Below are 14,026 nucleotides of genomic sequence, written 5' to 3'. Positions count from 1 at the left end.
TGAGCAACCTCGCTTCAAAGGATCAGGGTGACGTGAAGGAAAAATAATCTCATGAGCGAAGCCCTGGCGGCGAACCGTCTAGAAAGCGCCACTCAGCAATGGAGACTACTTCACGAAACGAAGAAGCAAATGCTGGCTGCGATCTCAGCGCGTGAGGCCGACCGAGCCCAGGAGGAAACGCACGAGCAATGCCAGCAGGAAGAGCGTGCCGACGCTCACCGCCCACAGGGCTGCCAACCATCCGAGCCTCCGCAGCCAAAGCTGCCAGCCGCGCCGGGCCTCAGTGGTAGCCATCGCCATGCCGCACCTTGCCGCGGAACACCCAGTAGCTCCACGCCGTGTACATCAGGATGATCGGGATGATCATCAGCGCCCCGACCAGGGCGAAGCCCAGACTTTGAGGCGGACCGGAGGCTTGCCAGATCGAGATGTCCGGCGGGATCACGTTGGGCCAAAGGCTGATGCCCAGTCCGCTGTATCCGAGGAAGAGCAATGCCAGCGTGAGCACGAAGGGCGACGCATGCGCGTCACCCCGCAGGTCCTGCAGCAGCCGCCACACGACCAAGCAAACCAGCAGGGGCACCGGCGCGAAGTAGAGCAGGTTGGGCAGCGTGAACCAGCGCGCTGCGATTGCGGCATGCGCCAAGGGCGTCCACACGCTCAGCGCGCCGATGACGCCGAGCATCACCCACACCAGCGGCCGTGAGAGCTTGCGCATGCGGTCGTGCAGCTCGCCCTCGGTCTTCATCAGCAGCCAGGTCGCGCCCAGCAATGCATAGGCCGCCACCAGCGCCAGCCCCGTGAAGATCGCGAACGGGGTCACCCAATCGAAAGGCCCGCCGGCGAAGTTGCCGTCCACGACCTTCAAGCCATTGAGGAAGGCGCCCAGGGTCACGCCTTGAAAGAAGGTGGCAGTGATCGAGCCGCCGATAAAGGCCGCATCCCACCAGCGACGCTTGCCGGCACGTGCCTTGAAGCGAAACTCGAAGGCCACGCCGCGGAACACGAGCCCCACCAGCATCAGGATGAGCGGCAGGTAGAAGGCGCTGAGGATGACCGCATACGCCAGCGGAAATGCAGCCAGCAAACCGGCACCGCCCAGCACCAGCCAGGTCTCGTTGCCGTCCCACACAGGTGCGACGGTGTTCATCATGACGTCGCGGTCCGCCTTGGCGGGAAAGAACGGAAAGAGGATGCCGATGCCGAGATCGAACCCATCCATCACGACATACATCATGATGCCGAACAGGATGATCACGGCCCAGATGAGGGGAAGGTCAATACCCATTACACGGCCTCCGGTGCGGCGAGATCGCCTTGTTCATCGATGCCATCGGACGCGGCCGAGAGCGGGCGCATCGGTTGGCGCGACTCTCCGGGCCCGCCGTGTGCCGGCAGGTCGCCTTCGTTGGTCGATGGCCCCTTTGCAATCAGGCGCAGTCCGTAGGCAGTGCCCGCGCCGAACACGACGAAATACACCAGCACGAACAGTGCGAGCGTGAAACCCACCTGCGAAGCCGAATGCTGTGGCGAAGCCGCCTCGGCAGTGCGCATGAGTCCGTAGACGATCCAGGGTTGCCGTCCGATTTCGGTCGTGTACCAGCCCGCCAGGATCGCCGCCAGGCCCGCGGGCGAAAGGGCGAGGGCGAAACGCAGGAACCAGCGATGACTGAACAACCGCTGTCCGCGGCGCAACCAAAGTCCCCAGAGCGCCAGCGCGATCATCAGCAAGCCCATTCCGACCATCGCGCGAAAGGTCCAGAACACAATCGTCGAGTTCGGCCGGTCTTCCCTGGCGAAGTCTTTCAGCGCGGGAATCTGCCCGTCCCAGCTATGGGCAAGAAGCAGGCTGCCCGCGCGCGGAATCTCGATCGCGAAGCGAGTCACTTCGGCTTCCATGTCGGGCCAGCCGAACAGCAGCAGCGGAACGCCTTCGCCCTCCGGCGTGCGCTCCCAGTGGCCTTCGATCGCGGCCAGCTTGGCCGGCTGGTGCTCCATCGTGTTGAGGCCGTGCTGATCGCCGATGAGCGCCTGGATCGGTGCAGCCACGAGCAGCATCCAGAGCGCCATTGAAAACATCGTGCGAACACCGCTGTTGTCGCGCCCCCGCAGCAAGTGCCATGCGGCCGCGCCGCCCACCATCAGCGCGGTGGCGATGTAGGAGGCGACCACGGTGTGCGCGAGGCGATAAGGAAAAGACGGGTTGAGGATCACCTTAACCCAATCGACCGGCACCACCCGGCCGTCGATGATCTCGTGGCCCTGCGGCGTCTGCATCCAACTGTTGGATGCGAGGATCCAGGTCGCCGACACCAGCGTGCCGACGGCCACGGCGAGCGTCGCGATGAAGTGCAGGCCGGGCCCGACCCGGTCGCGCCCGAACAGCATCACGCCGAGAAAGCCTGCCTCGAGGAAGAAAGCGGTGAGTACCTCGTAAGTGAGGAGAGGCCCGGTCACGCCACCCGCGAAGCGGGAGAAGTTGCTCCAGTTGGTGCCGAACTGGTAGGCCATCACCAGGCCCGACACCACCCCCATGCCGAAGGCCACCGAGAACACCTTGATCCAGAACTGATAGAGATCGATGTAGACCTTGCGGTGAGTGCGAAGCCACAGCGCCTCCAGCACGGCCAGATAGCTTGCCAGGCCGATGGTGAGCGCCGGAAAGATGATGTGAAACGAGATCGTGAAGCCGAATTGGATGCGGGCGAGCGTGAGTGAATCCATCTCTTGGCATCTCCATGGAAGGCTGCTGCAGCGGTTCTGCGAGAAGTGCTATTGAACATGAGGGCGAGCCCATTGGGAATAGGACAAGTTGTCCGCGACACCGTTTGCCGTTCCCGCTAGGATGTGACGCGCCACGGGAGGACAGCAAAACACCTCATAGGATTCGCAGCCCATGCCGATCTCGTTCAACAGGCACGGACCCTTCTATCGACTGCAGCGCAGGCTTGGCCTTCTCAGCGAAACCGACCTCAGTGTGCGTCGCCGCGCGATGCTGTTCGTAGCGGTGGCCTGGATACCGGCCGTGGTCCTTGCAGCAACCCAGGGGCTCGCGATCGGTCCCCACCACGAGCGGGCGATCCTGCTCGACTACAGCACCTACGCCTTGGCGATCGCGATCGTTTGCTTCGTCGTGATGGAGCAGTCATCGGACACGCGCATGGCCCGCCTCGTCAACGAGTTCGAGGCGCGCGGGATCGTGACTGAAGCGTCCCGCATCTGCATGGCGAGGGCCAAGGCGAACATGGGCCGACGCACCGGCTCGTCCCTTGCCGAAGCAGCCATCCTGGTGTTGGCGTACGCCTTGGCATACCTCTGGCTCCTGAACGCGCCCATGACGACCGATCAGGGCGCCTGGCATGGACGCATGGTCGACGGCTCCCTCCAACTCACCCTTGCCGGCTGGTGGGTGGCCCTTGTCTCGCTGCCTCTGTACTGGTTTCTCTTCGGCCGCTGGCTATGGCGCTTCGTCACCTGGGGGATCATGCTCTTCGATATCTCCCGTTGCGGACTGCGCCTCGTCGCCACCCACCCGGATCGCTGCGGCGGCCTCGCCTTCGTGGGACAGTACCCAAGAACCTATGTGCTGTTCGTGTTCGCGGAAAGCACCGTCGTGTCGGCGACCGTGCTCAAGGCGGTGGTGTATGGCGGCGCCAGCTTGATGGGATTCAAGTTCGCGCTCCTTGGGATGATCGTGCTCTTCGCGCTTGCCTTTATCGTTCCACTGGCGGTGTTCATGCCGCAACTGGTTGCGCTCAAGCACCAGGGACTTGCGCACTACGGCTCATTGGCGAGCAAGCACAACCTCTCGTTCGATGCGAAATGGATCTCCGGCGAGGAGCCGGCCGAGGAGTTGCTTGGGTCTCCGGACCCATCCTCGCTGGCGGATTTCGCGGCGGGCTACGACCTCATCAGGCGAATGCTGCCTGTGCCGGTCAATCTGGAAAGCGTGATCCCGATCGTCATGGCTGCGCTCATACCGCTGATTTGCGTCGCGCTGACGCAGGTGCCGGTTGTCCAGGTCGCCGACGAAATCAAGAAACTGATGCCCTTCTGAAGTCAGGAAGTCTTCTTGCGCAGCAGTTTGCCCAAGCGCGTCCTCAGCGGGGCGGGCATCGCACTCTTGCCCGCACGGTAGGCATCGCGCTGCACCTGCAAGGCGGCTGCCAGAGCGGCGACGCTTGCACTGTCGTAGCGCCAGATGCCGGTGACCACGAAATGCGCCGCCTTGGGCGTTACCCGGATGTCCTGGGCGCCAATGCTCTGCAGAATCTCGGACCGCGCCTTGGCCAGCAAAGCCTCGCGGCCATCGAAGTCGGCGATCTCGCGACTGAGCTCGATGCCGATCGTATGAATCGACGGGCGCAGATCAGCGATGAAGCTGACCACCTCGGCCAACACCAGCTTGGGGAGGGCACCGATCCGAAAGCCCTGGAAATCGACGGTGATGAAGTTCTCGATCAACACCTCCGCTCCGTCCGGACTGAGCCTCACGGACTGAACACGTCCGATCAGCGTCTGCCCGTCGAAAACATGGATGGGGTCGCCAAGATCGTATTGGCAGCCGCCCGGGCCGGTGAGGCGCAGTCCCACCGCCGTCATTCGACGCGCAGTCCGAGTCTGCGTCCCTTGCCGTTGGCATGGGTCCTGATTGATCCGCGGATCGCGGTTTCCAGCGAGTTCATGGTGATGACCATGCGCTGAGCTTAGCCGGATCTGCCCGCGCTCCTTCCGGTCGAATTGAAGGGACGGCGAATGGAAAGTGAATTCAATAGAACTAGTTTGCCCATTGCAGGCTTTCGCCCAATGTCAATTTCCATCTGATTCAAGTCCTTTTCCACACATTGGCTCTGCGCAGCTGACTTAGGATGACCGCACGGAGAGTAGTTATTGATGGAAACGAATTTACAAGACGGCGACCTGGGGCGCTGGGGTGGCCAACTCGCCGTGCTGACGGCCGAGGCCGATTTACGTGGTCTCGAGCACCTGGAACGCTCGATGAGCGCGCTGCTTCGCGTGGTGCGCGAGCAGCTCAACCTGGAAGTGGTTTTCGTCGGCGAATTCGTTGGCGGCGAGCGCGTGTTCCGTCACGTTTCGGCGAAAGCGCCGGCCCCGGTCATCCAGATCGGGCAGTCGCACGCGCTGGACAAGACCATTTGCCAGCGCATCGTCGATGGGCGAATGCCCCGGCTATTGAAGAGCGCGCGGCAGGAGCGCGCGCGTTACGGATTGCCGGAGCACTACGACGTATTGGGCGGACATATCGGCGTGCCGGTCAGGTTTTCAGACGGCAGCCTCTACGGCGTTCTCTGCGGCTTCAGCTTTACCGCCTGCGATCACCTGGACGAGCGCGATGTGCGACGGCTTGAAATGGCAGCGGGTGCGGCAGCGCGCCTGCTGGCGCAAGCCGAAGGCCACGATGTCGATCGCACATTCGAGCGCGATTCAGTGAACTGAGAGGCTGCCGGCGCCTCAGATCGCCCCACAAAGGGCAAATGCATAAGCGGCGTCTTGGGCCGCCACGAACCCCGGTTGGCCGGGAAGCCGGAGATCGGCGGTCGATGGCGGCGGCGCAATGGATGGATTGTTCGAGAAGCGCCTGAAAACGCCTTCGCGCTTCGACGTCGCAACCGCGGGCTTCGAGGAAGGCCTCACGGTGATGTCCTTGATGCGCTTTCTGTCGTGGCGGACGATGGCCTGCCGGTCGCCGTCGACGACACAAAGCGTGCCCCGCTCGGTCTCCAGCACGTCGCGAAACTGATCCCAGACCATCGGAACGGACGGCTTGATGCCGGCGAGCTCGCATCCCGTGCGACGTGCGAAGGCCGCGAGTTCTTTCGGCAATTCGAGCGGCACGCAGGAGACGAGCTGCCCGTTGTCGTCCGAAGGCGCTGAAAAATAGAAGGCTGAAGAGCTCGCGTCCTGATCGAACAATTGCTCGAAGCGTGCGCGGGCATAGGCATCGCGCAGGCCCCGATCGATCAATGCGGGGGACCAGGGCAGCACGAAGTACTGCGTCTCGCCCGCTCCGATGATCCAAGTCAGTGCCCGGCCCGCCGGGCCCTGCCCGATCCAGGAAGCCAGGGCCTCCATGGCGGCGCCCCGGTCGCCATCGGCGAAATCGAAGTGAGCTTTGCGCGTGATCAGCGGCCTGAGCCAGAGGCGCGCCACCTCGCAAGCGATCAGGGTACGCGGCGCGAGATGCACGCGTATTTCCGCACGGCTCAGAAGCGACGTCATGGCCGGCGCCCCATGCGGCGACCAGGCGATGCGGCGAGCTTCGCTTGTCGCGGGCTCACGCAGCGAGTCACAGGCAGTTTCATGCCTCGATTTGAGGCGAGCAGCCGCAACCCGATAACTAGCAATTCTGGTAGGTAGCCCGCGAAAACCCCCTCGCGTGCGACCGCTCTGTGACAAAGTACCTGCGAGCCCCAGCCCTCGCAGCGCGGCGGCGCGTTGGATCAAGCGCGGGCAGGAGCGAATCAGTTCAGCAGCCCGGCCATCAGGGCCTGGACCACGGCGGCTGTCTTGTTCGCCGCCTTCATTTTTTGAACCGCGTTCTTGATATGAAAGTTGACCGTCGGGATCGAAATGGAAAGGATGTCGCCGATTTCCGCGGCGGTCTTGCCATCGGCGCTCCACTTGAGCACCTCGATTTCACGCGCCGTCAGGGCGGCATCCGGCTGCACCACATACTTCGGCTTGAGCAATCGCGACATCGCAAGGTGCGCCGCCTGCACCAGCCAACGCATTTCGCTTTCCTTCGACGCGAGCTCGTTCGCAGTCAGCGGATCGCCCGAGCGCGACAGCGTCAGCATCCCGCCGATACCGAAGCCGTCCAGGCTCGACTGCGCCCAGCCGACCCGCAGGCCTTGCTCCCTCGCTTCGGCCCAGAACTCCTTCGAAGATGCGAATACATCGTCAGTCCACAGCAGCGGGCGCTGACTGAGACTGCCATGTCGAACGCTGGGGTCAATGGCCAGATAGCCGGCCTTCTGATATCTCTCCTGCCACGCTTTCGGGTAGTTGTTCAGCGTGATGACCTTCGGGTTCGACACGGGCACGGCGAGTCGAAGGCCGTACGCGCAGTGCTCGAAGCCCAGTTCGCGGGCCGCCGCCAGCAAGGCCTCGAAGACGACGTCCTCGCCGGACGCTCGATCGAGCGCCGTGAGCAGGTTTTCGTTGAACGCACGCATGAAGGTGGGCTCGTTGGCAGCTTTGGCGTCGCGTCGGCGGCTGGGTGGAAGAGGGACTCTCGGGATATGCGGCAGCAGTGCGAATTCTCGCGCCTGCGTGAAACAAGCCACCAATCTAGCGGAAACGCATCACCGCCGCTGCGACGCCTGCATCGCGCGGCCTCCAAATCAGGACCGTTTGCACGGTTCGACGCACTTGCACAGGAGCCACGACATGATCATTCCCTTGTCCACTGGACTGCTTCGGATCGCACGACGCGATCTCGACCAGCTGCAGCTGGCCCATCTGGTCTCCGGTCTCGACGATGACGCGGGACAGGCCCGCGCCTGTGGGGCGGTCATCGCGCTGTCGGGCTACACGGAGTGGGTCTGTCCCGCACAGCCCCGCCTCAGCCTCGGGTGGGACTGGCAGTTCGACGAAGCCGCGTCGCCTCCGCAAATCTGCAGAATCGGACTGCCGCGCACCAACATCCTGCTGCTCGACGGCGATGGAGCGGCCTTGCCATGGAATGAAAGCCTGCAAATGCTCGCCAATTTCATCGACGGCTTTGCCTGGAATGCGCTGGCTTTCCGGGCGGTRTGCGAGCGCTACGCCGCCTGACCTGTCAGAAATGATAGTTTCGCCGCCGACTCATGGCGGCTGAAATCTTCCCGACCTACAACCGGGAACAAGCAATGGCAATGGAAATATTGGCAGGACGGCCGACCGAGATGGCGCCGCACATCCTCGACGAAGTCGCACGCTACCGCCACAAGGTGTTCGTGGAGACGCTGGGCTGGGATCTCCTCACCGAAGAAGGGAAGGAAAGAGACCAGTTCGACCGCGACGACACGCTCTACCTCGCCGCGCGAGACGTCGGGCAGAACATTGTCGGAACCGCGAGGCTGCTGCCCACGGACCGGCCTTATCTGCTGGGCGACGTCTTCCCCCAATTGCTCGGCGGCGAGCCTGTTCCTTGCGATCCGCGGATCTGGGAGCTTTCGCGATTCGCCGCCGTCGACTTCGCGGCGACGCAAGGCAATGCGCTGCACCAGTTTTCGTCGCCGGTAGCCGTCGCGCTTCTCGAAGAATCACTGGCGATCGCCCGCCGAAGCGGCGTCGAGCGCATCATCACGGTCTCCCCGCTCGGCGTCGAACGACTGCTGCGCCGCGAAGGCTTTCGTGCGCATCGCGCAGGCCCGCCGATGATCGTCGGCGGCCACCCGATCTTCGCGTGCTGGATCGAGGTGACGGAGCGCGCTGTCGAAAGCTGAAAGGGAGCGGGCTCCCTGGCGTCATTGACGCACCCGCCAAGGACGACGCGCGCCGGCGGGCAGTCGATGCTGTCCTTCATGCAGTCAGAGCCTTGTCCGGCAGGTTGCGCGCGGCGTGCGGCTAGATTTGCTGCAGATCAAGGAGACCCCATGGCAGACCTCGTCAAGGCCGCGAAGCATCCGCGTGCGGCAGGGAATCGCTGAAATGGCCACCGGCGGCAGAACGCTCTGGAAAGGCGCCATCACCTTCGGACTGGTCAACATCCCCGTCGGGCTTCACACCGCAACGACGGAACAAGGCGTGGACTTCGACTGGCTGGACAAGCGCAGCATGGACCCGGTGGGCTACAAGCGAATCAACAAGAGAACGGGCAAGGAGATCGACAAGGACGACATCGTCAAGGGCGTCGAATACGAAGACGGCAAGTACGTCGTCATCTCGCCTGAAGAGATCGAGGCCGCCTATCCGCGAACGACCCAGACCATCGAGATCCAGCGCTTCGTGGATGCCAATGCGATCCCGTTCGTCTACCTGGAGCGCCCCTATTACGTCGCGCCGGTGAACAGGGGCCAGAAGGTCTACGCACTGCTCCGCGAGGTGCTCCTGAAGACAGGGAAGATTGGGCTGGCCAAGGTGGTCATTGCCACCAAGCAGCACCTGGCAGCCTTGGTGCCCAGCGACAAGGCACTCGTGCTGAACCTGATGCGGTGGGGCGACGAGGTGAAGTCGCTCGAAGGGCTCGACCTTCCAGCCGCGGGTGCGAAGTCATCGAACATCAGCGCTGCCGAAATGAAGATGGCCGAACAACTCGTCAAGGACTTGTCGGGCGAGTGGAAACCCGAAGACTTCCAGGACGAGTTCAAGCATGCCGTGATGAAGCTGGTCGACAAGAAGGTCAAGGCAGGCGACACCGAAACCGTGATCGAACCGCAGGAGGAAGCGCCCTCCGAAGGCGCTGAAATCATCGACCTGACCGAACTGCTGGCGCGCAGCCTGAAAGGGGACAAAGCCCCGCGCAAAGCCACCGCAAAAAAGGCCGCTCCACGAAAGGCGGCGAGCCCCTCCAAGGCAAGGAAGGCGGCGCCCACTAAATCGCGCAAGGTGGCTTGACCATCGGCCGCCCTGATGACCATGGCCAGCCTGCGCCGCATTGCCGTCACGGTCGACGAAATCCGTGAAGGGCGCTTCGATTGGGTCCTGATGGAAAAGGACACCGAGTCCCATGAGTGGAAGCCGATCCGCCGGGCCGACTCATCGGCAGCCACCTATCACGAAGCCATGGCCGCGGGGTTGATGGCGCTGCAGGGCATGGTGGGCGATCTGGACACGGGACCGCGCGAAGGGACTGCGGAGAAGCCTCCGGACGAAGCTGCGGAGCAGCACGGCGGCAAGCGCTTCGGCTTTGGCAACCTGCGGGAGTAGGGCCGCTCACAGCAGCTTGTCGATGGTCGCGGGCAGGTCGCGCACGCGCTTGCCCGTGGCGTGAAAGATGGCGTTGACCACCGCGGCCGCGGTCCCCACGATCCCGATTTCGCCCAGGCCCTTGACGCCGAGCGGCGTCACTTCCGGATCGGGCTCTTCAACGAAGATGACTTCGATGTCGTAGATGTCCGCGTTTGCTGCCACGTGGTATTCGGCAAAGTTGTGATTCATTACCCGGCCGAGCCGGTGATCGGTGAATGCGTCCTCGTGCAAGGCCATTCCGATGCCCATGACCACACCGCCAAGAATCTGGCTGCGTGCAGTCTTCGGGTTGATGATTCTTCCCGCCGCCACCGCGGACACGATGCGTGTGACCCGCACGACGCCGACTTCTTCATCGACCTTCACCTCGGCAAAGATCGCGCTGTGCGTATTGCTTGCCTTGAGCATCTGGCCGATCTTGTCGCCGATGCCGGGCTTGGCGGTTTCCTCGGCGCTCAACGCATCCTTGCCGGACGCACGCATCACGTCGGCGATGCTCACGGAGCGTGACGGGTCGGATTTCAGCACGATCATTCCGCCCCGAAACTCCACCTCCTCGAGCTTCGGCTTGCCGAGGGGCTTGCCGTCCATCCCGTGGGCTGCGTCGATCAGTTGTCTACCGATCGACTGGCAGGCGAGCTGCACCGCAGCACCGGCCGATGCCGCCATCCATGAACCGCCTTCGACGGGCGATGCAGGCAGCGCGCTGTCGCCGAGTTGCGGCGTGATGCGCGCCAGCGGCAAGCCCAGGGTGTCGGAGGCGACCTGGGCCATCACGGTGTAGGTGCCGGTGCCGATGTCCGAGGCCGCGCAGGCGACGACCAGATCCCCTTCGGCGCTCAGGCGTGCACTGGCCGTGGTTTTCATGAACATCGCATCCCACATGCCGGTCGCCACGCCGAAGCCGACAAGCTCGGAGCCCTCTCGCATCGATCGCGGCGCAGGCGAGCGCCGATTCCATCCGAACCGGGCTGCCCCTTGTTCGTAGGCCTGGCGCAGCGCTTTCGACGTAAAGGGCTTGTCGCCCATCGCGTCGACCTCGGAGTAATTGAGCAGACGGAACGCCAGCGGATCCACCTTGGCGAGGCAGGCCATCTCGTCGATGGCGATCTCGAACAGCGTCATGCCGGTGGCTGCGCCGGGCGCGCGCATGTCCCCGGGGGTGTACGTGTCCACGGGCGCGAGGGTGTACTCACCCGATGCGTTCTCGCACGCATAGTTCATCAAGCCCCAGTTGCAGACCACCTCCATGTAGTTCTCGAAGCGCGATGTGGACGTGGTCGCATCGTTGACGATGGACTGCAGCCGGCCCTGCGCATCCGTCGCCAGGCGCACCGACTGGAGCGCCTCCGGCCGGTGCACGTGGGTGAACATCTGTTGGCGCGTGAGCACCACGCGCACCGAGCGTTCGAGCATCTTGGCCGCCAGGGTCGCGAGATAGACCTGATATTGCGGCCGAAGGCCGGAGCCGAACGCGCCGCCGACGTAGGGGTTCAGCACGCGCACGTCATCGGGGGAGAACCCGAAGACCGAAGCAAGGTAGGACTGGACATTCTGCGAACCCTGCGTCTTGTCGTAGACGGTGATCTTGCCTCCGCCTTCCCAGATCACGGTCGATGCGTGCATTTCCATCGGGTTGTGGAAATGCAAGGGCAGGTGGTAGTCAGCGGCATGCTTCAGCGGCGCTGCGTCGAACCCCGCCTTGGCATCGCCACGTGCCTTGGGCGACTGGAAGGTGCCGCGCTTTCTGACGGGCTCGAACTTTTCCTTGAGAGCGACCATGAAGTCCGTGTTGTGGGGCTCTGGCGCGTAGGTCACCCGCACCAGCGCTGCCGCATCGCGCGCCGCTTCCAGCGTTTGCGCCACCACCAGCGCCAGCGGTTGCCCGCTGAAGACGACGGCGCCGTCGTAGAGCGGGCGAAACGGCGAGCCAGGCACCGCGACCTCGTCCTGGTAGCTGCGGTCCAACCATGCAACGTGCGGGCGGTTGAAATGGCTGATCACTTCCACCACGCCCTCGATGGCCCGGGCCGCCGAGTCGTCGATCGACAGCACTTTGCCCTTGGCGATGTCGCCCGAGACCACCCAGCCGTACAGCAGGTCGGCTGCGCTGTGCTCGGCCGCATAGCGAGCCCGGCCCGTCACCTTCTCGAACCCGTCCACCCGGTTGATGGCGTCACCGATGCGGGCACTCGTATTGGATGCGTTCATGTCATGCCACGCGTTTGTCGTTTTGAGATTGAGGGGTCTTTGCGGCCGCCTGCCGCAACGCTCGCACGATGGCGCGTCGTCCGAGCTCGATCTTGAAGTCGTTTCCGCCTTGGCCCGAAGCGCCCGCCAGGAGCCGATCGGCCGCTTTGGCGAAGATTGCGTCGGAGGGGGTCGCGCCGGTCAGCAACGCCTCCGCCTCGGGCACGCGCCAGGGCTTGTGCGCGACGCCGCCGAGTGCCACGCGCGCTACCTCGATGCGACCATCGCCATCGAAGCGCAGAGCCGCAGCGACCGAGACCAGTGCGAACGCATAGGAAAGCCTGTCACGCAGTTTCAGGTACGTGTAGTGCTCGCTGAAGTCTTCCGCGGGCAGGTCGATCGCGGTCACGAGTTCGCCGGGTTGGAGCGTGTTGTCGCGCGATGGATCGTCTTCCGGCAAGCGATGGTATTGGGCAAAGGCGATCGTGCGTTCTCCCGCCGGGCCCTGCACGCGCACTTGGGCGTCCAGTGCGGCCAACGCAACGCACATGTCCGACGGATGCGTTGCGATGCAATGTTCGCTCGCGCCGAGAATCGCGTGGATGCGCGTCACACCACCGATGGCTCCGCAACCGGAGCCGGGCGTGCGCTTGTTGCAGGCCGTCGCGGTGTCATAGAAGTAGTAGCAACGCGTGCGCTGGTTGAGGTTGCCACCGTTAGTCGCCGCATTGCGCAGTTGGGGGCTTGCGCCGGCCAGGATCGCCGATGACAGGAGCGGGTAGCGGGCGGCCACCCGCGCGTCGTAGGCGGTGTCGGCGTTCGTCGCCAACGCGCCCAGGCGCAGGCCGCCGCCATCGATGTCGGAGATCTCTCGCAGTGGCAAGCGGCGGATATCGACCACGGTGGCCGGCCGTTCCACGTTCTCCTTCATCAGGTCGACGAGGTTGGTCCCGCCCGCGAGAAAGCGCGCGCCCTGCACGCCGGCGAACTGGATCGCCTGGGCTGTGTCATGCGCGCGGCTGTATTCGAAGCGGTTCATCGCTGCGCCTCTTCGCGCTCCATGACGGACATCACGGACATGATGGCATCCACGATGTTTGTGTAGGCACCGCAGCGGCACAGGTTGCCGCTCATCAGCTCCCGCACTTCGTCTCGCGTGCGGGCTTTGCCTTCCTCGAGCAGACCCCGCGCCGAGCAGATCTGCCCCGGCGTGCAATAGCCGCACTGGAATGCATCGTGCTCCATGAAGGCCTGCTGGAGCGGGTCCAGCCCTTCGGCGCCATCGCTTGACGCCATGCCTTCGATCGTGCGAACGGACGAACCGTCCACGCTCACAGCCAGCACCAGGCAGCTGTTCACCCGGCGGCCATCGAGGAGGACCGTGCACGCGCCGCACTGGCCGTGGTCACAACCCTTCTTCGTTCCCGTCAGTTGCATCTCTTCGCGCAACAGATCGAGCAAGGTCACCCGGGGCGGCACTCGTGTCTGGTGGTCGACGTTGTTGACGTGCAGGTTGATGGGGATGGCCTCGTTGCTGGCGATCCCGCTTGCAGGTGTGGTTTGGGTGTCCATGGCGGACCCTTGCTTTCATCGCCTGCTTTTGGGCGCCGGCTCGTCGCTCGGGAGATTCGAGTCCGACAGCTGTTCGGAAGGCGGCCCGAGCCGGCCGCTGTCGGCGCCTTCGGCTGCAGAAGTGCCTCCAGCTCTTTGCGCCTTGCCGCGACCGGACATGATTTCGTCATCATCGAAGTCCAGCGGCTCGGGCGCGCCTTGATCGGGCCCGCGATCGACCCGCCCCCGGGAGGGTGGTTGCGGGCCATGGGGACCGATCGCGTCCGGCAGACCGTCGTCCTCGATCATATGCTTGGGCGATGTAGCCATGTGTACTCCTGGGTTGATTTGCCGCAGCAATGCGCGCAAG

Annotated in this window: 16 protein-coding genes; 6 read left to right on the top strand and 10 right to left on the bottom strand. The window is 63.9% G+C overall.

What is annotated here, in order from left to right; translation table 11 throughout:
- Window positions 1–144: 144 nt before the first annotated feature.
- The 3 genes from AC1DSF_RS22575 to AC1DSF_RS22565 are packed head-to-tail and all read right to left on the bottom strand — an operon-like array spanning window position 145 to window position 2,724.
- Window positions 145–294, bottom strand: coding sequence for a DUF2474 family protein (locus AC1DSF_RS22575; RefSeq protein ID WP_478127779.1), 150 nt, complete (start codon window positions 292–294; stop codon window positions 145–147).
- Window positions 281–1,288: a cytochrome d ubiquinol oxidase subunit II gene (cydB, locus tag AC1DSF_RS22570; RefSeq protein WP_478127780.1), complete on the bottom strand. Its 1,008-nt coding sequence runs from the start codon at window positions 1,286–1,288 to the stop codon at window positions 281–283. Before cydB ends, AC1DSF_RS22575 begins: the two co-directional genes overlap by 14 nt.
- Window positions 1,288–2,724: a cytochrome ubiquinol oxidase subunit I gene (locus AC1DSF_RS22565; RefSeq protein ID WP_478127781.1), complete on the bottom strand. Its 1,437-nt coding sequence runs from the start codon at window positions 2,722–2,724 to the stop codon at window positions 1,288–1,290. The genes cydB and AC1DSF_RS22565 overlap by 1 nt, the downstream gene beginning before the upstream one ends.
- Window positions 2,725–2,896: 172 nt before the next feature.
- Here AC1DSF_RS22565 and AC1DSF_RS22560 point away from each other — a divergent pair, with 172 nt between their 5' ends.
- Window positions 2,897–4,057, top strand: coding sequence for a hypothetical protein (locus AC1DSF_RS22560; RefSeq protein WP_478127782.1), 1,161 nt, complete (start codon window positions 2,897–2,899; stop codon window positions 4,055–4,057).
- A 2-nt stretch (window positions 4,058–4,059) separates the two neighbouring features.
- On the opposite strand, the gene AC1DSF_RS22555 is transcribed toward AC1DSF_RS22560, so the two are convergent.
- On the bottom strand, window positions 4,060–4,602 hold the full coding sequence (locus AC1DSF_RS22555; RefSeq protein WP_478127783.1) for a hypothetical protein: 543 nt from the start codon (window positions 4,600–4,602) through the stop codon (window positions 4,060–4,062).
- Between the two features lie 291 nt (window positions 4,603–4,893).
- Here AC1DSF_RS22555 and AC1DSF_RS22550 point away from each other — a divergent pair, with 291 nt between their 5' ends.
- The gene (locus AC1DSF_RS22550) at window positions 4,894–5,457 is read left to right on the top strand and encodes a GAF domain-containing protein (protein WP_478127784.1); all 564 of its coding nucleotides are present in this window, start codon (window positions 4,894–4,896) and stop codon (window positions 5,455–5,457) included.
- 15 nt (window positions 5,458–5,472) lie between these two features.
- Here the strand turns inward: AC1DSF_RS22550 and AC1DSF_RS22545 are convergent, their stop codons facing one another.
- The gene (locus tag AC1DSF_RS22545; RefSeq protein ID WP_478127785.1) at window positions 5,473–6,240 is read right to left on the bottom strand and encodes a hypothetical protein; all 768 of its coding nucleotides are present in this window, start codon (window positions 6,238–6,240) and stop codon (window positions 5,473–5,475) included.
- A 242-nt stretch (window positions 6,241–6,482) separates the two neighbouring features.
- Window positions 6,483–7,196: an autoinducer binding domain-containing protein gene (locus AC1DSF_RS22540; RefSeq protein ID WP_478127786.1), complete on the bottom strand. Its 714-nt coding sequence runs from the start codon at window positions 7,194–7,196 to the stop codon at window positions 6,483–6,485.
- A 214-nt stretch (window positions 7,197–7,410) separates the two neighbouring features.
- Between AC1DSF_RS22540 and AC1DSF_RS22535 the strand changes: the two genes are divergently transcribed.
- The 4 genes from AC1DSF_RS22535 to AC1DSF_RS22520 all read left to right on the top strand — a co-directional run bounded on the left by AC1DSF_RS22535 (window position 7,411) and on the right by AC1DSF_RS22520 (window position 9,873).
- Window positions 7,411–7,797, top strand: coding sequence for a DUF4902 domain-containing protein (locus AC1DSF_RS22535; protein WP_478127787.1), 387 nt, complete (start codon window positions 7,411–7,413; stop codon window positions 7,795–7,797).
- A 32-nt stretch (window positions 7,798–7,829) separates the two neighbouring features.
- Complete coding sequence (locus AC1DSF_RS22530; RefSeq protein WP_478127788.1) at window positions 7,830–8,450, top strand: acyl-homoserine-lactone synthase; 621 nt, start codon at window positions 7,830–7,832, stop codon at window positions 8,448–8,450.
- 205 nt (window positions 8,451–8,655) lie between these two features.
- A complete protein-coding gene (gene ku / locus AC1DSF_RS22525) occupies window positions 8,656–9,561 on the top strand; it encodes a non-homologous end joining protein Ku (RefSeq protein ID WP_478127789.1) in 906 nt (301 codons plus the stop codon).
- Between the two features lie 15 nt (window positions 9,562–9,576).
- Window positions 9,577–9,873: a hypothetical protein gene (locus AC1DSF_RS22520; RefSeq protein WP_478183469.1), complete on the top strand. Its 297-nt coding sequence runs from the start codon at window positions 9,577–9,579 to the stop codon at window positions 9,871–9,873.
- A gap of 6 nt (window positions 9,874–9,879) precedes the next feature.
- Here the strand turns inward: AC1DSF_RS22520 and AC1DSF_RS22515 are convergent, their stop codons facing one another.
- Genes AC1DSF_RS22515 through AC1DSF_RS22500 form a run of 4 tightly spaced genes read right to left on the bottom strand, consistent with a single transcriptional unit; the run spans window position 9,880 to window position 13,986 of the window.
- Window positions 9,880–12,126: a xanthine dehydrogenase family protein molybdopterin-binding subunit gene (locus tag AC1DSF_RS22515; RefSeq protein ID WP_478183468.1), complete on the bottom strand. Its 2,247-nt coding sequence runs from the start codon at window positions 12,124–12,126 to the stop codon at window positions 9,880–9,882.
- A gap of 1 nt (window position 12,127) precedes the next feature.
- On the bottom strand, window positions 12,128–13,144 hold the full coding sequence (locus AC1DSF_RS22510; RefSeq protein ID WP_478127792.1) for an FAD binding domain-containing protein: 1,017 nt from the start codon (window positions 13,142–13,144) through the stop codon (window positions 12,128–12,130).
- Window positions 13,141–13,677, bottom strand: coding sequence for a (2Fe-2S)-binding protein (locus AC1DSF_RS22505; RefSeq protein WP_478127793.1), 537 nt, complete (start codon window positions 13,675–13,677; stop codon window positions 13,141–13,143). Before AC1DSF_RS22505 ends, AC1DSF_RS22510 begins: the two co-directional genes overlap by 4 nt.
- A gap of 15 nt (window positions 13,678–13,692) precedes the next feature.
- The gene (locus AC1DSF_RS22500) at window positions 13,693–13,986 is read right to left on the bottom strand and encodes a hypothetical protein (RefSeq protein ID WP_478127794.1); all 294 of its coding nucleotides are present in this window, start codon (window positions 13,984–13,986) and stop codon (window positions 13,693–13,695) included.
- Between the last annotated feature and the right edge of the window lie 40 nt (window positions 13,987–14,026).

The sequence above is a fragment of the Variovorax sp. 01N429 genome (genome assembly GCF_056399425.1).
Note: the sequence above shows the minus strand (reverse complement) of the source record. Positions and strands in the feature narration are given on the sequence as shown.